General features: G+C 66.3%; 10 protein-coding genes and 1 pseudogene. All 11 read right to left on the reverse strand.

Going from position 1 to position 19,672, the window contains the following annotated elements; genetic code table 11:
* Nucleotides 1–186 precede the first annotated feature (186 nt).
* A complete protein-coding gene (locus AB1634_12220) occupies nucleotides 187–3,663 on the reverse strand; it encodes a flagellin (GenBank protein MEW6220283.1) in 3,477 nt (1,158 codons plus the stop codon).
* 254 nt (nucleotides 3,664–3,917) lie between these two features.
* Entirely contained in the window at nucleotides 3,918–6,821 is a 2,904-nt protein-coding gene (locus tag AB1634_12225) for a 6-hydroxymethylpterin diphosphokinase MptE-like protein (GenBank protein ID MEW6220284.1), read from the reverse strand.
* A gap of 23 nt (nucleotides 6,822–6,844) precedes the next feature.
* On the reverse strand, nucleotides 6,845–9,727 hold the full coding sequence (locus AB1634_12230; protein MEW6220285.1) for a 6-hydroxymethylpterin diphosphokinase MptE-like protein: 2,883 nt from the start codon (nucleotides 9,725–9,727) through the stop codon (nucleotides 6,845–6,847).
* Nucleotides 9,724–12,624 (reverse strand): 6-hydroxymethylpterin diphosphokinase MptE-like protein, encoded by a 2,901-nt coding sequence (locus AB1634_12235; protein ID MEW6220286.1) that lies wholly within the window; start codon nucleotides 12,622–12,624, stop codon nucleotides 9,724–9,726. The genes AB1634_12230 and AB1634_12235 overlap by 4 nt, the downstream gene beginning before the upstream one ends.
* A gap of 144 nt (nucleotides 12,625–12,768) precedes the next feature.
* Complete coding sequence (locus tag AB1634_12240) at nucleotides 12,769–13,017, reverse strand: type II toxin-antitoxin system CcdA family antitoxin (GenBank protein ID MEW6220287.1); 249 nt, start codon at nucleotides 13,015–13,017, stop codon at nucleotides 12,769–12,771.
* A gap of 79 nt (nucleotides 13,018–13,096) precedes the next feature.
* The gene (locus tag AB1634_12245; protein MEW6220288.1) at nucleotides 13,097–14,296 is read right to left on the reverse strand and encodes an N-acetyl sugar amidotransferase; all 1,200 of its coding nucleotides are present in this window, start codon (nucleotides 14,294–14,296) and stop codon (nucleotides 13,097–13,099) included.
* Between the two features lie 153 nt (nucleotides 14,297–14,449).
* The gene (hisH, locus tag AB1634_12250; GenBank protein ID MEW6220289.1) at nucleotides 14,450–15,115 is read right to left on the reverse strand and encodes an imidazole glycerol phosphate synthase subunit HisH; all 666 of its coding nucleotides are present in this window, start codon (nucleotides 15,113–15,115) and stop codon (nucleotides 14,450–14,452) included.
* Nucleotides 15,116–15,230: 115 nt separating this feature from the next.
* Nucleotides 15,231–16,247, reverse strand: coding sequence for an ATP-binding protein (locus AB1634_12255; GenBank protein MEW6220290.1), 1,017 nt, complete (start codon nucleotides 16,245–16,247; stop codon nucleotides 15,231–15,233).
* Between the two features lie 26 nt (nucleotides 16,248–16,273).
* A pseudogene (locus AB1634_12260) lies at nucleotides 16,274–16,690 on the reverse strand (ATP-binding protein).
* Between the two features lie 131 nt (nucleotides 16,691–16,821).
* Nucleotides 16,822–17,091 carry a DUF2283 domain-containing protein gene (locus AB1634_12265; GenBank protein ID MEW6220291.1) on the reverse strand — a complete coding sequence of 90 codons (270 nt, stop codon included), beginning with the start codon at nucleotides 17,089–17,091 and terminating at the stop codon, nucleotides 16,822–16,824.
* A gap of 109 nt (nucleotides 17,092–17,200) precedes the next feature.
* Nucleotides 17,201–19,570, reverse strand: a complete 2,370-nt coding sequence (locus AB1634_12270) for a thrombospondin type 3 repeat-containing protein (protein ID MEW6220292.1) — start codon at nucleotides 19,568–19,570, stop codon at nucleotides 17,201–17,203.
* Between the last annotated feature and the right edge of the window lie 102 nt (nucleotides 19,571–19,672).

The following is a 19,672-nucleotide window of genomic DNA, read 5'->3' on the forward strand; positions in this document are numbered from 1 at the left end:
GCGAGAGCAGCCCCAGGTAGCCGGGGGATTCATCCCCCGGCGGGTGGAGCCGATGGCGTGCCACCGGGCTCCGGCAAAATTCTTCTGGCTTCCCGGGGGGCATCGGACCTGCCCGGGAACCCGCGGCCGTTCATGGAGCCAGCCGGACCGGGGTGGCGGCAAGCCACCCCGGTCCGGGCGAAGGGTTTACTGGAGCAGGCTCAGGACGCTCTGGGACGTGGCGTTGGCCTGGGACATGGCGAAGGTGCCGGCCTGCATGAGGACCTGCATCTTCGAGAAGTTGGAGCTTTCCGCCGCGAAGTCCACGTCGCGGACCGAGCTCTCAGTGGCCTGGACGTTGATGCGGGTCACCGACAGGTTGGCGATGGTGCTGGTGAACTGGTTCTGGACCGAGCCCAGGTTGCCGCGGATCTCGTCCAGGCGCTTCAGGGCGAAGTCGGCGCTGCGGATGGCGATCGATGCCCCTTCCTGGCTGGTGACGTCGACCTTGGCGATGGCCGTCGCGTAGTTCAGGCCCGCCGTGATCGTGCCGTCACCCTTCAGGTCCGAGGTGGCGCCGGTGGAGGCACCGCCGCCCGACAGCCCCATCTTGAGCAGCGAAAGCTCCCGGCTGGAGGTCGAGGCGCCCGCCCCGTCCACCGTGAACTGGGAGTCGGCGACCAGCCGGATGTTGCCGAAGTACACCGAGTCCTGGGCCACGCCGTTGGAGCCGAAGTCGGCCTCAAACTTGACGTACTTGTTGCCGTTGGCGGTGGACTGGACATGGATGTTGCGGCCGTCCACCGCGGAGAGGACCAGCTTGCCGTCGCTGTCGATGCTGGCGATGACCCCGGTTTCGTCCTTGTACTCGTTGATGGCGTCCATGAGGGTATGGTCGGCGTCGCCGTCCAGGAGCGCCATCCCCGAGCCGCCGGTGTTGTCCCGCACGATGTCGACGCCGTTGATGACCAGGTCACGCTGCTGGAGCGTGCCTGCGGCCACGGCGCCGGCGCCGGTCCGGGAGGCTTTGATGACGTCCGCTTCCACCCCCGTCTCGCCACTGACCAGGTTGATGGCGGCAGCCCAGGCCGCGGCGCTCTTGTCGCCGAAGGCGTCGGAGAGGCCGTCGTCCGAGGGGGTGCCGATCTTGTAGCCGTTGACCGAGACGTCGCCAGTGGCATAGGACAGGCGGTCGGCCCCGAAGAAGACCCGGTCGTTGCCGCCGGTGTTGTCGACGCCGTCCTGCTCGCTGGCACCGTAGCGGATGCCCGATAGGCCGATCTTCACCAGGTAGTTGTCCGAGCTGGTGTCGCTGTCCACCGGGTTGCCGGAGATCTTCATCTGGGTGCTCTGGGTGCCCTCGGTGGTGCCGCCCTCCAGTCTGGCCACGGTGGCGGAGGCGGTGCCGCTGATGGTGAGCGTCTCCCGGTCGGAGATCAGCCGGATGCGGGCGCCAGCGCTGTCCGGGTTGTAGAGTTCGGCCCGGATGCCCAGGGCCTGCAGGGTCTCATTGCTGTTGATGGCATTGACCAGGGTACGGTCGCCGTCATTGGTCGTTACGGTCAGGGCGCCGCTGGCTGCCAGGTCGACGCCGTTGATGACCAGATCGCCGGCATTGATGGTGCCGGCGGTGATCTGGCCGGTGCCCGCCACCATGGCCCGGGCGTTGGACAGGGACAGGGTGCCGGTGAAAGTGGCGGTGTTGGCACTGGCGTCCACGCCGTTGATGGTGAGACCGGATTCCACGGCGATCGAAATGTTCCGGCCATCCTGGGCGATGAGCCGCACCTCGTCGGCATCGACCTTCTCGGCCCGGATGCCCATCTTCTGGAGGGAGCCGTTGTTGGCCACAAAGCTGACCAGCTCGTCGGCCGTGTCGGCCCCCAGGCCGCCACTGACCCGGACACCGTTGATGGTGTAGGAGCCGGCCGAGTCGATCTTGATCACCGCCTCGGTGGTGGCCTTGGCTTGAACACCGCTGGCATTGATCTGGTCGTTGATGGCCTGGGCCTTGGCCAGGGCCGTGGTGGCGGCTACCGCCACCGCCTGGGTGCTGTAGTAGATGTTGTGGGCCGCAGTGGCGCCGATCTTGGTGTCGTTGAGGTAGATGTCGCCGTCGGACAGGGAGCTGCTGGTGACCCGGGAGCCGGTGAGATAGCCGCGGGTCAGGACCGCGGTGTCGTTGCCGCCGGTGTTGGCATAGCCGGAGGTCTCCGAGGAGCCGAAGCGCGCGCCGTCGAAGCCCAGCTTGCGCAGGTAGTTGTCCGAGGTGGCATCGGAGTCCACCGGGTTGCCGGTGACCACCACGCCGGTGGTGCTGGTGCCGCTGGTGGTGCCAGTGAGCAGGCCAGCCACCGTAGAGGTGTTGCTGCCACTGATGGTGATGGCCTGGTTGTCCGAGATCAGCCGGATCCGGCTGCCGCCTCCCGGGTTGTAGACCTCGGCCCGGATGCCCAGCCGCTGCAGGTCCTGGTTGCCGTTGATGGCATTGACCAGGGTGCGGTTGCCGTCATAGTCGATGACGGTGATGGAGCCGCCGGCCGCGAGGTCGACGCCGTTGATCAGAAGGTCGCCGGCGTTGATGGTGCCGGCCTTGACATAGTTGGAGCCGGCCACCATGGCCCGGGCATTGGACAGGGTCAGGGTGCCCTTGACGGTAAGGGTTTTGGCCGAGGCGTCCACCCCCTGGAAGGTGATGCCCGATTCCACCGCGATGGTCAGGTCGCGACCATCCTCGGCGATCAGGCGCACTTGGTCGTTCGCGACCTTCTCTGCCCTGATGCCCATCTTCTGCAGCGAGCCGTTGTTGGCCACGAAGCTGACCACCTCGGCCGCGGTGTCGGCAGCCAAGCCGCCGCTGATGCGGACGCCGTTGATGGTGTAGGAGCCGGCCGAGTCAAGCTCAATGACAGCCTCAGTGGTCGCCTTGGCCTGGACGCCGGTGGTATTGACCTTCTCGTTGATGGCCTGGGCCTTGGCCATGGCCGTGGTGTTGCCGACCGAGACGCTCTGGGCGCCGTAATAGATGGTGTGGGCCGCGGTGGCACCGACCTTGGTGTTGTTGATGTAGATGTCGCCGTCGGACAGGCTTTCGGCCGTCACCTCGCCGCCCTGGAGGAAGGGCTGCGACACCGCGGCCTCCGGATCCCGGGCCGTGGCGGCATAGGCCATGGCGCCGACCTTGCTGCCCCGGGCATCGGCAATGGAGACGCCGATGGTCTCGCCCTTGTACGCGCCCACCTGGAAGATCTTGTTGGTGAAGCTGCCGTCCAGGAGAGCGACGCCGTTGAACTGGGTGGTGTCGGCGATCATCTCCAGCTCTTCCAGCAGTTTGTTGATGTCGGCCTGGATGGCCTGGCGGGAATTGGTGTTCTGGCCGTCGGAGGCGGCCTGGACCGCCTTGGTGCGGATGCTGTTGACGATGTTGATGGACTCTTCCAAGGCGCCGTCGGCGATCTGGATGATGTTCACCCCGTCGTTGGCGTTGGCGACGGCTTGGCTGATGCCGGTGTGCTGGGCCCGAAGGCCGTCGGCGATGGCCAGGCCCGAGGAGTCATCGGCGGCCTTGTTGATGCGCAGGCCGGACGACAAGCGCTCCAGGGATTTGCTGAGCAGGCTGTCGGTCCGCGACAGGTTCTTGTGGGCGTTCAGTGCTTCAATGTTGGTGTTGATCCGAAGTCCCATGGTGGAAAACCCTCCTTGCTGCGTGTGTGGTTACCGGGGCAATCCTTGCCCCGCACGGTTGGATGGGGATTGTTCGTCTTGACCCGGCGGCATCACCTCCTGGAAGGCACCGAAAAGGGTGGTCGAGGTCCGATTCAACTTACCTATCGACATGAGGCGGGGCGTACTTGAGGGAAAAGCGGCGATCGCAGGCAGCTTTCCGCCAGGGCCGGAAAGGCCTGCAGCGCAGGTCCGCCCGTGCGTGCGAGGTCGGGTCAGGCCGGGCGGCCGGCGGCGGCCTGCCAGGCGGCAGCGGCGGCCTCGGTCTTGCCCAGGGCCTGGTAGCAGTCGCCCAGCCGGCCGAGGACATCCCGCCGCTGCGGGTGGGCCAGAAAAAAGGCCTCGTAGTGGCCGATGGCCGTGGTCGGATCCCCCAGCCGGCGGGCGAGATCCCCCATGGCCTCGTGGAGGAAGGCGAGGCTGGTGGGGTCGAGGGAGAGCGCGGCGGCAAGATAGGCCAGGGCCTCGGCATGCTGGCCTTTGTTCGCCAGGAGGGCAGCCAGGTGGATACGGGGCTCGGGCCGGTCCGGGGCCAGGGAAACGGCCTGCACCAGCAGGCTTTCCGCCTGCTCCTCCTGGCCCTCCCCCTCGAGCTGGAGCAGGGCCAGCCGTTCCTTGGCGGGCGCGCTCCGGGGATATTTCCTGATCAGGATGTTGGCGAGGCGCAGGGCGCGCTCCCGTTCGCCGCCGGCCTGCAGATGGTCAAGCCGGGCCAGGGCCTCTTCCTCGGAGCCGGCCAGGAGCTGCGCCATGCCGCTCACGGCCTCCTCCTGGACCGCGAGATCAGCCTCGACCTTGGCCAGAAGCTCCCGGGCTCCCTGGTGCTCCGGGTAGGCGCTGGCGATCTGGCGGCACAGGCGCAAGGCCCACGGCAGCCGGACATAGCCCGGGCCAGTAGAGGTGACATAGCTCCTGGCCTTGGCCAGGGTGCGCTCCGGCCAGGCCAGCTCCACTGCCAGGGCATCGCGGATCTTGCGATACGGGGCCAGGGACGCGGCCCGCTTGAGATGGGGCAGGGCCTCCTGGTGGCGGCCGGCCCGGGAGAGGGCCTGGCCGAGCTGATAGTGGGCCTCGCCGTTGGCCTCCCGCCGGGCCAGGGACTGGCGCAGAACGCCCTCGGCCAGCAGGAGATCGCCGTAATCGAGATAGACCCGGCCCAGCTCGGCCAAGGCCTTCGCCTGCCCGGCCGCCGAGGGGCTTTCGGCCAGGAGCCTTTGCAGGCGCTGGGCCTCGGTCAGGCGTCGGAGGAGCCGGGCCAGTGCATCGTCCACCACGCGCAAGGCCTCCAGGCGATGCTCCATGGCCTGGGTAATGAGCCGCATCTCCCGGAGCACCTTGGCCCGGGCCGGGGAATCCCCCTGGTCGATGACCAGCCGGGCCTCTTCGGCCTGGAGATCGAGATTGCTGCCCGACAGGAGATGGTCGACGTCCTGGACCCCGGCGGCCTGGATCGCCGCCATGGCGGCCTCGTAGTCGGTCAGGGTGCGCTCCACCGCTGCCAGGGTTTTGGGTCGGGGCCGCTCCTCGGCAAAGGGATCCTGCTCCAGCAGGCGCTCGACCTTCTCGGCCTGGCGGCTGCTCTGCCGGCAGGCAGTCAGCGCTGCCGCCAGGCCCTGCCGCTTCCCCCGGAGCATCACGATCACTTCATCGGCTTGCGGCTTTCGTGCCTGCTGGAAACGATCCGCCACCCGGGCGGCCGCCTCCTGGTCCGGCTCCGGCAGGGCGGCCAGGAAGGAGGCCAGATCACAGGATTCGGCTCCCTGGATGCGGGCCCCTTGCCGGTTGGCGTTGAGGCACGGCACCTGGAAGATGCGGATCAGCTGCTCGATGCCGGCCCGCATCCCCAGCATCTGGAACATGGTGGGCAGCATCGCGCCGTCCAGGCCTTCCACCCAGGGGGCGTCATCCAGGTTGAGGCTCACCGGGATGGCCATGCCCTGGGCATGGGAGCGCAAGCCGGTGTAGGCCAGGTCGAAGCCCAGGAGCACCAGGGGCCGCGCGCCGCTGATGGCCGCCGCGGTGTAGGCCAGGTGGGCCACGCCCTGCATGGGCGGGTGGGGCAGCCACACCCCGCCCCAGAGATCCTTCATGTCCGCCAGAAAGCCCACGGTGGGCGCCAGGAAGAACTTGACCGGGCTGGGATAGAGCTTCACGGCCAGGGGGTTCACGGCATGGACGAAGCACAGGGGCACCTCTCGGGCCTGGTCGAGAACGTCCCGGAACTTGTCCACACAGGCGCCGGAGAAGTCGACGGTGGTCACCAGATGCGGCCGGATGCCAGCCTTGAGCAGGACCGGCAGGGCCGAGTCCACCGCCACTACCAGGACCCGGTGCTGCCAGCAGGCCAGGGTGGGCAGCGCCTCGTTGAGGGACGGTCCGGCACCGACGATTACCGCTGGCCGATCGCTGAAGGTCCCCATGAGGCTGCCCAGGTTGGCGGCCGCCAGCACGTCGGTGCAGTTGGCCATCAGGTTGTCCAGGGTCTGGCGGCCCACGTGCTGCATGGTGGTGATCTGGCCGAGGATCGATTGCCCCGCCTCCCGGAGCCGGCGGTTGAGCAGGGTGGTCGCCTCGGGCAGCAGCTCACGGCTCGGCTCGAAGGTGGTGATGAAGACCCCGTGCAGGGAAAGGGCCAGCTGGTTGGCCTCGAAGTACCCCTGCAGGGCATGCTCAGTGCCGGCCAGGATGGTCATCCCGTCGGCGGTCAAAAGTGGCGCCAGGTCAACCTGGGCCATGGCGGCGGCCAGGATCTCGGGGCTGGGCTCCACCACTAGCAGCCGGTGCAAGGGCAGCTGGCGGCCGGCGATCTCCAGGGCCAGATAGCCCATACCCAGCCCCACCAGGCAGCGCAGCTCGCCGCCCTTGAGCTGAAGGGAATCCGCCAGGGTCCTGGCCTCGGCCCGGGGATCCTGGTCGCTGTGCAAAAGCACCTGTCTGCCCGAGGAGCGATCCAAGGCCCGGGCGGTGACGCAACCGCTGGCCGAGGGGAAGGTGCTCACCTCCACCGGGTCAGCGGCGGATGGCGCCTTGGCCAGGAACGGCAGGAGGTGGGGGTGGTGCTGGGCCACCAGAGCGAGGTTGGCCTCCCAGTGGGGGCCAGCGGCGGCAGGGGCGGGCATGGCGGAAAGGTCCTTTTCTGGGCTCAGGTGGCGGCCGCCTGCCAAGCGGCCTGGGCAGCGGCCGTTTGACCCAGCTGCTGGTAACAGTAGCCCAGGCGGCGCAGGATATCCCGCCGCTGGGGGAAGGCGAGAAAGAACCGTTCGTAGGCGGCGATGGCCTCCTGGTAGCAGCCGAGCTCGGCGGCCAGATCCCCTGCCCCCTCGTTCAGGGCCACCAGGCCATCGGGATCGAGGGCCAGGGCCTGGTTCAGGTACCCACGGGCCTCGGCCAGCTCCCCCCGCTCCGCCAGCAGGGCCGCCAGGTGGACCCGGCCCTCCGGCCGCTCGGGGGCGAGGGAGATGGCCTGGGCCAGGAGCTGCTCGGCCTCTGCCGGCTGGCCCTCCTCCAGGCGGAGAAGCGCCAGCCGCTCCCGGATGCGACCGCTGGCCGGATATTTCCGGGTCAGGATCCCCAGAAGACGGCCGGCCAGGGCGGCGTCTTCGGTGGCCAGCAGCGCCTCGACTTGGGCCAGGGCTTCTTCTTCATTCAGGCTGAGCATGCTGGCCAGGCGGGCATTTTCAGCCTGGTAGCGGTGGCTCTTGGCCTGGGCCTCGTCCAGAAGGGACTGGGCCTCGGCGTGCTCCGGCATCCAGGTCAGGACATCCTGGCAGTAGGCGATGGCCAGGGGCAGGTTGACGAAGGTGGAATCCAGGTCGATGTGCTTTCTGATCGCGGCGAGCCGAAGGCCAAGCCACCTCGCCTCCTCCTGGCGGAAGGCGGTCAGGGCCGGCAGATCCTGCCCTGATGGGACGGTGGCCAGGATCTGGCGGGCCTCGGCGAGTCGGCCCTGGCTGTGGAGGCAGCGGGCAAGCAGAACCTGGCGGAGATCAGTGCTGCCGGCCAGGAGCGTCGCCTCCTGCAACGCCTGTTCGGCCTGGCCCAGGTCGCCGTAGTCCAGAAAGGCCTGGGCTGCCTCGGTGAGAACAGCCGCTCGCTCCTGAGGGCTGGCGGCGTCCTCGGCCAGGCGCTGCAGCCGCTCTTCGGCCGCCAACCTGGCCTGGAGCCGGGCCAGTGCCGCAGTCGCCTGGTCCAGGGCTTCGAACTGCACGGACAGGGAGCGGCGTACCAGAGACAGCTCGGTGCGCACCTTCTGCCCCTCGGGCAGGGAAGCCGCCGTGGCCTTGAAACAGTGCTCCTCGGCCTGGAGGGCCCGCATCTCACCCATCACCAGGTAGGCCATATCCTCGAACTGGGCTTGGGTCAGGGCCTTGTAAGCCTGCTCGTAGGCGGTCAGGGCCTTGGCCACAGCCTTCCTGGCTGGCGGCAGACGGTGCCCCCCGGGCTGCCGGGCCAGGGCCTGCCAGGCCAGACTTACCGCCTTGGCCGCCTGCCGGTTCCGGAGGCTGGCCTGACGGAGGTGGTGGAGGCGGGACGCCACCAGGCGCCCGAGGTCAGACCGGCTCGGCCGGCCGGCCTGGGCATAGGCCTGGGCGATGAGCGCCCCCGGAGCAGCCGCGGGCGTCGGCTGGGCGGCCAGGAAGGCCGCAAGGTCGATCGGCGGTGCGCCAGCGATCCTGGCGCCGGCGCGGTTGGCGTTGTAACAGGGGGCAGGGCAGGTCCGGATGAGGGCCTCCAGGTCGGTGCGGGTGCCGATGAACTGCTGCATGGAGGGCAGCATGGCGCCGTCCATCCCCTCCACCCACGGCGCCTTGGCCAGGTTGATGGTGACGGGCATGGCCATGCCGTCGGCGTGGGAGCGGAAGCCGGTGTAGGCCAAGTCGAATCCCAGCAGGATGATGGACGAGGCACCACTGATGACCGCCACCTCGAAGGCCAGGTGGGCGACCCCCTGAAAGCGGGCAGGGACCTCGGCCCAGCCGCCCCAGAGGTGCTGCAGATCGTGCAGGAAGCTCGTGGACTGGGCGAGGAAGAACCTGGTCGGATGGCGGTAGAGCTTGGCCACCGTGGGAATAACCCCGTTGACATAGCAAAGGGGGGCCCGTGCGGTCTGATCGAGGCCGGAGCGGAATTTCTCGAAGCACTCCTCGGTGCAGTCCACCGTCACCACCAAGTGGGGAGACAGGCCCTCTCGCGCCAGGATGGGCAGGGCGGAGTCCACGGCCACCAGGAAGGCACGGTCCGGAAACTGCCGCAAAACCTCGATCCCGGCCGCAAGGCCGGGTCCGGCCCCGAGCACCACGGCCGGCCGGCCCTGCATGGTCCCGGCCAGACAGGCCAGATTGGCGGATTGGAGCACGGTTGTGCAGTTGGCCATGATGTTGCTGAAGATCCGGCGGCCGAGATTCTTCTGGGAAGTCGTGAGCCCCGCCAGCGAGTTGGCCTCCTCGGCAAGGCGGCGCAGCTCCCGTTGGCAGAAGGAGGGAAAGAGCTGGCGCTCCGGCTCGTAGGTGGTCACCGCCAGCCCCTGGGCGCTGATCGCCGATTCGTGGCGGCGCAGGATCGGCTCGAAGGATTCGGTTTCACCCAGGATCAGGGTGGCATCGGCGTCGGCCAGGAGGGTGGTGAGGTCGACGGCCTCAAGGGCGGCGGCAAAGACCTGGGCGCTGGCCTCGATCACCAGGAGCGTAAGCAGCGCGACCTGCCGCTTCCGGATCTCCCGGGCCATGTATCCCAGGCCCAGGCCCATGAGGCAGCGCAGCTCTCCTGGCTTGCAGCCCGCCTCGTCGACCAGCTGGCAAGCCTCGGCCTCCGGGTCTTCGGTGCTGTGCAGGGTCACCGTGCGGCCGTCGGCGCTGTTGCGGGCGACCGCTGTCCAGGACCCGCTGGCCGTGGGCTGCAGCACCACCTCGGTCCGATCCGCGGGCAGGAGCGCCTCCAGACGGGCCAGCAGCTCGGGCCGGTGCCGGGCCAGGGCCCGGCGGTTGGCCTCGTAAATGGCGGGGTCGGGGCGGGCAGGAGCGGTCACGGGGCGGCCGCCTGCCACGCGGCCTGGGCAGCGGCTTGTTGGCCGAGCTGTTGGTAACAGTAGCCCATGCGGCGCAGGATATCCCGTCGCTGAGGGAAGGCGAGGAAGAACCGTTCGTAGGCGACGATGGCCTCCTGGTGGCGGCCGAGCTCGGCGGCCAGATCCCCTACCCCCTCATTCAGGGCTGCCAGACCCGCAGGATCGAGAGCCAGTGCCTGGTGCAGGTACCCCAGGGCCTCGTTGAGCTCTCCTTGCTGGGCCAGGAGGGCAGCCAGGTGGATCCGGCCTTCGTGCCGTTCCGGGGCGAGGGAGATGGCTTGCACCAGCAGACGCTGAGCCTCCTCCATGCGGCCGCTGTCCAGGTGGAGCAAGGCGAACCGCTCCCGGAGCCGGCCGCTGGCGGGGAACTTGCGGCACAAGATCATGAGGGCGCGGGTGGCCAGGCTGGCCTCGCCGGCAGCCAGCAGCTCCTCCACCCGGGCCAGGGCCGGCTCCTCCTCCAGGGTCAAGATGGGGACAAGAAGGGCGTTACTTTGCTCATACCTGGCGTTCTTGGCTTGGGCCCGCTGCAGCAGCTCTTCGGCCCCTTGCAGGCCGGGCTGCCACGTCAGGAGGTCCTGGCAGTAGGTAATGGCCAGGGGGAGATTGACAAAGGTGGCGTCGAGATCGATGTGGTGGCGGATCGTCTCCAGTCTTTTCTCCAGCCAGGCGCTGGCTTCTGCCATGTAGGCGGCAAGATCCGGCTGCCCGGCTGGCAGGTCGGCTGCGGCCAACAGCTCCCGGGCCTCGGCAAAGCGGTATTGGCGGCGACGGCACTGGGCGAGGAGAATGGTCTTTTCTCCGTCCATGCCGGTCAGGGCGCTGGCGGCCAAGAGGGCGTGCTCCGCCTCGGCGAGGTCGCCATAATCCAGGTAAACACGACCAAGCGCCACCAGCAGCGCGGCCCGCTCGGGCGCGGCCAGGACCGCGGCCAGCTGGGCGGTGAGCCGGATCTCCCCGTCCAGACGTCGTCGCAAGCGTTGCAGCAGGGCGGTCGAGGTGGAGATGGCTTCTGCATAGAGGTCCATGGACCGGTGGAGCAGGGTGAGCTCTTCCCGCAGACGTTCTTCCTGGGTGTGAGTGTGTGCCAAAGCCTGCAGACGACGCTCGGCCGCCTGAAGCCACTCCACTTGGCCGCTCAGCAAATAGCGGATGTCCCGAAATCCCATTTTATTCACGGCGGCAGCCACCCCATCGCTGGCATGGATGGCCCGGAAGAAGGCCTTGGCGGTCCGGCCTTGGCGTGGCCGGCCCGGCGGCGTCCGGTCACGGCGCAGGGCCAACAGGGCGTGGTCAACGGCCTCTTGTGCCTGTTGGCTTTGCTGGGCCAGGGTACGGCATTCGCCAGCCAGGCGGTCCGCCAGGGCGAGCACCTCGGCGGGCAGGGGACGAGGGGAGTCGGCGAAGCACCGGGCAAGTACGGCCGCCGGATCCGCCTGGAAAGCGGGACCGCTGGCCAGCAAGGCGTCCAGCTCGACCGCCGGCGCACCGTTGATTCGGGCCCCGGAACGGTTGGCGTTGAAGCACGGCATGCCGGATTCCTGGATCAGCCACTCCAGATCGGTACGCGTACCCACAAACTGGCTCATGGTCGGCAGCATGTGGCCATCGATCCCTTCCACCCAGGGGGCCGCGTCGAGGTTGATGGTGACCGGTACCGCCATGTCCGGAGCATGGGAGCGAAAGCCTGTGTAGGCCAAGTCGAAGCCCAGGAGGACGAGGGGCGAGGCACCGCATAGGGTCGCCACATGGAAGGCCATGTGGGCCACGCCGCGGAGACGGCGCGGGAAGGGGGCCCAACCGCCCCAGCGCTCCTGCATGTCCGACAGGAAGCTCCCGGATTCGGCTGCGAAGAACTTCACCGGGTGGCGATAGAGCTTGGGCACGGCTGGGAAGACGATGGAGGCGTAGCAGAGCGGCACCTCTGTCTCCGCGAGGATGGGCCGGAACTTCTCGAAGCATTCCTCGGTGCAGTCCACGGAGACCACCAGGTGCGGCTTGAGGCCGTGGCGCAGGAGCACCGGCAAGGCGGAGTCCACCGCCACCAGGAAGGCGCGGTTGGGCCAGCGCCGCAGGGTCTCGATCCCTGGCGCCAGGGAAGGACCGGCGCCGAGGATGATGGCCGGGTGGCCGGTCAAAGCGCCGTTCAGGACCGCCAGGTTGGCCGAGCGCATCATTACAGTCGCGTTGGCCGTGACGTTGTCCAGGGCCAGTTGGCCGAGGCTTTTCATGGTGGTGATCGTGCCAGTGAGTGCACTCGCATCCTCACGAAGGCGGCGGAGTACCCCTTGGCATTGGTTGGGGAAGAGCTCCCGGGCCGGTTCATAGGTTGTTACCCTGAGGCCACCGCCAAGGATGGCCACATGGTTTTCTGCCAGCACCGGCGCCAAGTCGGGATCCTGGCCCAGGAGGATGGAGACATCCTGGCTGGCCATAAGCTCAGTCAGATCGAGGACCTGCATGGCGGCGGCCAGCACACGTGGACTGGTTTCGATCACCACAAGCTTGAGAAGTGGGATGCGGCGCCGCATGATTTCCACGGCCATGAACCCCAGCCCCAGGCCGACCAGGCAGCGAACCTCCCCGGCCTGGCACTCGGCCTGGTCCGCCAGCTGTCGGGCCTCGACCTCAGGATCGGTGGTGCTGTGCAGGGTTACCGTACGGCCGTCGGCGCTGTTGCGGGCGACCGCTGTCCAGGAGCCGTTGGCCGCAGGCTGCAGCACCACCTCGGTGCGGTCCGCGGGCAGGAGCGCCTCCAGACGGGCCAGCAGCTCGGGCCGATACCGGGCCAGTGCCTGGTTGTTGGCCTTGTAAATGGCGGGGTCGGGGCGGGCCGGGGAGGCGGATGGGCTCGGCATGCGCAGAGGGGTGCCGTCGGTCCGCGGCGGTGGTCAGATACCGGTGAACAGAAAATCGAGGGCGGCCAGGATGGTATCCCGGTGCCTCGCCAGGGAGGTGACCTTGCGGCCCAGGGCTCGCGGCACGCCGGCAAGCCGCGCCATTCAAGGGCTCCGCACGGGGTCGCTGAATGCGTCGTCCGCCTCGATGCGGTGGTTGTAAGCGCTCACCGCCGCACGGTTTTCCTCACGCCAGCGCTGTCGTCTTTCGTGAGCGAACGGCGCCACCAGACGCTGCTCCAGCGCTTGGGACAGATTGATCTCTACGCCCCGTGCCTGCCGGAGCAGATCGCTGTTGACGCTCAGGTTGGCGGCCTTCTGGGGGGCGCTCTCATCGCAGAGATGGGCTGGCATGGCCTTCGGTTCACCTCCTGCGCACGCTCTGTACGCCCAGTGTACCCACAAGGTCATGGCCGTGGCAAGGAGCCGCCCGTCACTGCACGACCACCGCCGGCAGGCTGTGCGGCCGGATCTCCGCCCGCCGATCTGCCGCTGGCGGGTTGTCCACCTGGTGCTTGAGGCGCCAGACCCCGTTCGTCCGCTCCCAGAGGTGGAGGGAGCGGAAGCGGTCGACGATCTCCCAGAATCGCTCCTCAGTGAGATCACAGTAGTCCAGAAAATCCCGGAAGTGCCGCTTCGGAAACTCGCCGTCGTAGCGCCGCACCAGGGCCACCCCTTCCTCCCGGGTGATGTGGCCGTCCCGGATCTCGTGAGCCGCGTCGGAGGTGGCGCGGCCGATGCCGAACTTGATGAACATGAGGTAGTAATGGAAGCCGTCCAGCTTGTCATCCAGGGAGGCGTACTTGGAATAGGTGCCCTCGCTGCGCTCCGGGTTGGCGACAAAGCCGCAGTGCTCGGCAGCGTAGTAATAGTTCTCCTGGGGAATCCACTTGTGGTAGTAGCCGTAGAAGTGGCACTGGATGCCGCTCTCCCGGAGCTCTTCCTGCGACGGAAAGAGATACGGCGCCAGGTCGCCGGGGGTGAAGCCGTGCTCCAGGAGGTCCTCCGGGCCGATGCCGGAGAAGTAGTGGCGGACGAGATCATCCCCCAGGTTGTGGGTGGGGCTGTTCTCGTTCTTCTTGTCGCCGCCGTACTCCACCTCGCCGTTCTCGCCGTACATGATGAGGGGGATCCGGTACTTCACCGCCATGCGCACCGGAAAGGATTTCTGGCCGAAGATGAAGGGCTGGAAAGGGTCGCCCAGGGTCTCGAAGAAGAGCCGGGTGAGGCGGCGGTTGATGAGGCCGTTGGGGTGGCCCATGATGTTGTCCTGGCCGGACTGGATGAGGGCCTGGAGATTCTTCCAGCCGATGTCGGTATAGAGGTTGGGCGCCCAGGTGACGGTCAGGGGATGCATGCCGTACTTGTCTTTGAGCTGGTGGGCGACAAAGGCGGAATCCTTGCCGCCACTGGCCGGCACAATGACGTCCCAGGAGCCGTCCCGGCTGCGGTGCCGGTCGCAAAGCGCGGCGAGCTGCCGCTCCCGGGCCACCCAGTCGATCTCGCGGTGCTTGCGCTCCGCATAGCGGCAGGCGGAGCAGACCCCTTCAGCGTCGAAGGTGATGCGCGGTCTCTGGTTGGACATCACGCAACGGACGCAGTACTGGACCTTCCCTGGCGGCTGATGAGCCATGACACACTCCTTGGGGCAGGGGTGGCGAGCGGCGCGGCCATCCTGGCAGAGGCGCCGTGACAGATACCTTACGGGCGTTATCGTCACAGCGGCGGCCCAGCTTGACGACAATCTGCAGGCCAGGGAAAGAGGCAGGCGGGGGGAGCGGGGCCGTCAGCCGGCCAGGGTCAGGAAGTTGCGGTAGACCGCCAGCCCCAAGGCGCCGCTGCGCTCGGGATGGAACTGGCAGCCGAAGAGCCGATCCCGGGCCACCAGGGAGCAGAAGGTCTGGTCGCCGTAGCGGCTGACCGCCGCCTGCCAGGTGGGATCCGCCGGCTTGGCCACGAAGGAATGAACGAAATAGAAGAACCTGCCGTCCGGGATGCCGGCCAGAAGCGCCGCGGCCGACGTCCGGCCCTCCGGGGTGATCAGGACCCGGTTCCAGCCCACATGGGGCACCTTGAGGCGATAGCCCTGGGCATCCTGGCGGGAGGCCAGTCGGGTCACCCGGCCGGCCAGAAGATCGAGCCCGGCATGCAGGCCGAACTCCTCGCTGGCGGAAAACAGCAGCTGCATGCCCAGGCAGATGCCCAGAAACGGCCGGCCCGCGGCCACGAAATCGCGGATGGCCGGCACCAGCCCCCGGTCGGTCAACTGCGCCATGGCCTCACCAAAGGCACCGACCCCGGGCAGGATCGCCCGGGGCGCCGCCGCCAGGGCGGCCGGGCCGTCAGCCACAGTCACCTGGGCGCCCAGATGGGCAAGCGCCCGGACGACGCTGAACAGATTGCCAGCGCCGTAATCGATGACGGCGATCCGGTTGTCATGAGCGTGTGGCATGGCGAGAAGGACTCTTACCGTGCAAGACGAACCGCAGAATATCCAACAAGGAATTTCGAAGGTAAAAAGGGTCGTTGTTCTTTTGCTGTGAAGCCGAGGTGGCGAGGTCCGGGGCTCAATCGACCACCTGCCATCGTCCGCCCCGGTCGGGACCGATGCGTACCAGACGATTGGCCTCGCGCAGCTTGCGCACGGCACGCTCGACGGCGCTCTTCGACCTGCCCAAGCGCGTTGCCAGCTGCGCCGCCGACAGGTCAGGCCTCTCCCGCAGCAGCTCCAGAATCGCGGCTGGCGTTTTCACCGGCGTTTTCAGCCGCTTCCTTTCTATCGCCGGCAGGCGGAAGGTCACGATCACGGCTCCTCCGCGCACAGACACCGTGGGCGGTGCATGCCCGGACTCCTGCATCAGGCGCGCGATCTTCAGCGTGCCGCGCCCCCAGGTCTCGATGATGCCTCGGCGATAGAAGGTGCGGGCGATCATGGGGTTCCACGGCTTCGATTCGTGCTCGCGGAACAGGGCCTCCGGCGTCAGGCCGAAATGCAGCTCGCCGATGGAGATGATCTCCAGGCGATCATCATAGAGCGCCACGCCTACCGAGCCGCCGCCGACAGCATAATCCCGATGCACGAAGGCATTGGCCAGGGCCTCGCGCAGCGCCTCTACCGGCAGCAGGGGCGTATCCTCTCGCTCCATCTGGCCGGGCACGATGCGTCCGGCGATTGGCAGGGATTCGATCAGGAAGCGCTCCGCCCGGCGCATCAGCGCGAAGGCATTGCCGTGGAACTGCCGGTTGTCCAGGAACTCGTCGCGGGTCACGCCTTTGAACCGCGCCACCTTGAGCAGCAGCTGCGGAAAGTCCGGCAACGGCTCCTCGTCCTTGCAGAACAGGGCGACAGCGGCACGGGACAGGCAATGGCCGTCCACCAGCAGCCCCAGGCCACGCAGGATCTCCAGCGGCTCGCGGGTGCCCGGGTCGTCCAGCCGACCCCGGCGGATGGACTCCTCCAGGGTCAGCACCATCTCACGGTGGTCGAGACGGGACACGTCCCAATCCTTGGCGGGCTGATTCTCCCAGCGCTCCGTGGCGTGCATCTCCTCCAGCAGTAATCGCTGGTAGGTGCTGCGCGGCATCGTCCGGGTGGTGCGACCCGCTCGTAGGCCACGCCCCGAAACGCCACCGGCACCCGGGCACCCCGAGCCACAGTGACCACCAACGCCTCGCGCCCGGCCCCCAAGGCCACGCGTTCCACGAAGGGAAACAGCGGCGGCTCGAATCCTTGAAACTCCTGGGCCAGATCCTCCATCGTCCGGTCGGCCACCATCTGCCCGACCACCTTCCCGGATGGCGTCACCCCGAACCGCAGCCGCCCGCCCTGGCCATTGGCAAAGGCGCAGAGGGTGCGGCAAGCGCGCTCCTTCTCTGCCGTGGATTTCTTGAGCTCCAGGGTTTCGGATTCGCCCTCGGCAGCCCAGAAGGCGATCTGGTCGGGGGTCGTCACGTCACGCCTCGCCCCAGGTGCATGAGACCATGTCGGGTGCCGGAACCGCCAGGGGCGGCTGCCCCTCTCTGCCATACGTTGAGATCCCCGTGATTCATGATCGGTCCGGACTCAGACGGCCGGGCGGGTCCAGTTCACGCAGCGCACGCCAGGGATCACGGCGAAGTGCCGTTCGTTGTTGGTCACCACGGCGTAGCCTTTGGAGATCAGATGACCTCACCGTCCTGGCCGCGCGTGCTGACGTTCAGAACGGTTATGCCAACGATGGCACGTCCGTCTTTCCGGATCAATATGTCCTCGTCCGCTTCTATGGTCCTGGTGGCTCGTTGCGGCTTGCGAAAGCTCATATACAAGACATCAGCTTCCTTGTCGTAATCAATCCAGACTTGCCGGGCAGGGAGCCTCATCATGTCGGCAGCCATGTTCAGGCATCCCTTGATGAAACTCTCCGTCCTGGCGGTCACTGTTGTCGCCATACGATCGCTCCCTTCGGCTTGTCGTCGAGGAAATACGCAGTGATGACAACGCCGTCACTCGTCGATATTTCTCGGTAAACGACAACCAACCATTTGCCTTTACCCTGTTTTATAGCCGAGCCTGGATGAGCGAGATGGCCAGGTCAACCTTCGGCACGATCAAATCCTGTCCGTCACAATCGACAACCCAGTCATTATTGGGGTTGCCTCCGTAGCACCCATCGCACTTCTGTCTCACAGCATCAAGCGCAGCGATGGCCTGCTGATACAGCTGGTCCTGCACGACTGGATCGGATTCAGCCTCGGCTGCCTCGATGAGAGCAATAGCAGACTCAAGCATGTTTGTCAGAGGAATGCGGCGATTATCGCTTCCTCCCTTGAACCAATCCGGCGGAAATGCGATTGGATCGTTGATAATGCCTATCAGATCTCGGATCAGCCCTGTGACGGAACACTCCCCATCTTGAAAGTCCACTCCGCCATCGCAGTCGTTGTCGACCCCATCTGTGCAGATTTCAGGCGCTATCGGGTTAACAGCTGCGGCTGTATCATCACAGTCCACGGGCCCACAAGGAGGTTCTACTGCAAATCCGTCTCCATCGACATCCGTGCATTGATCACAGGCATCGCCGATTCCATCGGCGTCGGTGTCCGTTTGCCCCGGGTTCGCTGTCGTGGGGCAGTTGTCGACATCGCCGCAGACGCCGTCACCGTCGCCGTCGTTGCCGGCGTCCAAGGGGCAGAGGTCGCAGACATCTCCCCGTCCGTCGTGGTCGCTGTCGGCCTGGTCTGTGTTGGGGTCGGTGGGGCAGTTGTCGACATCGCCGCAGACGCCATCACCGTCGGCGTCGTTGCCTGCGTCCAAGGGGCAGAGGTCGCAGACATCCCCGCGTCCGTCGTGGTCGCCGTCAGTCTGGTCTGTGTTGGGGTCGGTGGGGCAGTTGTCGACATCGCCGCAGACGCCATCGCCGTCCGCGTCGTTGTTGGCGTCCAAGGGGCAGAGGTCGCAGACATCTCCCCGTCCGTCGTGGTCGCCGTCGGCCTGGTCTGTGTTGGGGTCGGTGGGGCAGTTGTCGTCGTCGTCACAGATCCTGTCCCTGTCACCATCAGGACACACATGAGCAAAGACTTCGTCTGGTGCGCTTACGGAACCGCGGTTATCGACAACGATCAACTGAGCCACATAGTCGCCAGCGACATCCGGGATGAACGACGGATTCACAGAGCCGGAACCAACAATGGTGGTAGCGCTGCCCGCGGGTTTGGAGATGAACTCCCAGGAGAAAGTCAGAGGGTAGTCGCCATCCTGGTCAGAACTGCCGCTTCCATCCAAGACGACAGCTTCTCCCGCGTAACCTGTCTGGTCCGAGCCGGCATTCGCCACAGGGGCGTGGCCGGGCAGAGCTGGATTTCCGTAGTAATCCGTCTTGACTACATAGAGATCTGTCTTCCCAGATCCGAAGGAGCCAGTCGCTCCAACAGCAACATAACCAAAATCGGCGGTTTCACAGACTGACCATCCTGAGTCAAGCGCAACACCACCGAATGTCCGTGCCCACGACTGCTGGCCGTATTCGTCGGTCTTCAGCAGATAGAGGTCATAGCCTGTTTGGCTGGAAAGCGTGTACCCTGAAACAATGAAGCCGTTGTCAAAAGCGCGGCGAACAGAATTGCCGCTTGTGAAGCCACCTCCTTGAAAGACATTGTGGAAAACCTGATTTCCCGCGTCATCGATCTTGATCAAGTACATGCTTGAGCCGCAGGTGTAGGCCGGCGTCGTGTTCCCAGTGAGAATATACCCACCGTCCGCTGTTGCTGCTATTGAGTTGCCATAATCATAAGATCCAACACTCAGTTCAGCACCATACGACCCCGCCCAAAGCTCGTTTCCGTCAGAATCGATCTTGAGCACATACGCAGAGCTTTCGCAACCGAGGCATCCTGTTGTTGTGCCAACGATCACAAAACCGTCATCGAGGCTTGGAATGATCTCATTGCCATAGTCATAGATGGAGTAGCTGACTGACTTTGACCAGATCTGGTTGCCGTCACTGTCAACTCTCAGTAAGTAGATATCGCTTTCGCCGGTGCCCGCGCACAGTTTCGTGTGTCCAGCAACCAGGAACCCCCCTGTCGGGGCTGCAGTCACCGACTGCCCATATTCATGGTCGCCAGCGTCACAGGTCTTCTTCCACATCTCATTTCCATTGCTGTCAACCTTCAGAAGAAGAACGTCCCAGTTGTTGCTGGTTGTATAAGGGAATTCGCGCACCCTTCCACAAATGAGATAACCACCATCCGGAGTCGTTACAGCAGACTCGCCGTAACTGGTATGCGAATCGTCCCCGAAAGATCTCGACCACATCTCATTGCCGCTGCCATCGATCCTTACGACGTAGACATCCTCATGCTGATGCTCCCCGGACCGGGTGTCGCCGACCAGAATGTATCCGCTGTTGTTTTTGTCATTAAACTGCAATTCACCGGCCTTTTTTTGCCGGAAACCGCCACCGGTGAACTGTGGAACGCGGTGTGGGATTGAGAAGGGCCCGGGGTGTCCCCATCCCCATGACCCCAAAGC

The organism is Thermodesulfobacteriota bacterium, from assembly GCA_040755095.1.
Taxonomy (GTDB): Bacteria; Desulfobacterota; Desulfobulbia; order Desulfobulbales; family JBFMBH01; genus JBFMBH01.

What these genes read in the sequence shown, in the direction of transcription:
- AB1634_12220 (MEW6220283.1), bottom strand. Translation starts at nt 3,663, where the DNA reads ATGGGACTTCGGATCAACACCAACATTGAAGCACTGAACGCCCACAAG.
- AB1634_12225 (MEW6220284.1), bottom strand. Translation starts at nt 6,821, where the DNA reads ATGCCCGCCCCTGCCGCCGCTGGCCCCCACTGGGAGGCCAACCTCGCT.
- AB1634_12235 (MEW6220286.1), bottom strand. Translation starts at nt 12,624, where the DNA reads ATGCCGAGCCCATCCGCCTCCCCGGCCCGCCCCGACCCCGCCATTTAC.
- AB1634_12240 (MEW6220287.1), bottom strand. Translation starts at nt 13,017, where the DNA reads ATGCCAGCCCATCTCTGCGATGAGAGCGCCCCCCAGAAGGCCGCCAAC.
- AB1634_12245 (MEW6220288.1), bottom strand. Translation starts at nt 14,296, where the DNA reads ATGGCTCATCAGCCGCCAGGGAAGGTCCAGTACTGCGTCCGTTGCGTG.
- hisH (MEW6220289.1), bottom strand. Translation starts at nt 15,115, where the DNA reads ATGCCACACGCTCATGACAACCGGATCGCCGTCATCGATTACGGCGCT.
- AB1634_12255 (MEW6220290.1), bottom strand. Translation starts at nt 16,247, where the DNA reads ATGCCGCGCAGCACCTACCAGCGATTACTGCTGGAGGAGATGCACGCC.
- AB1634_12265 (MEW6220291.1), bottom strand. Translation starts at nt 17,091, where the DNA reads ATGGCGACAACAGTGACCGCCAGGACGGAGAGTTTCATCAAGGGATGC.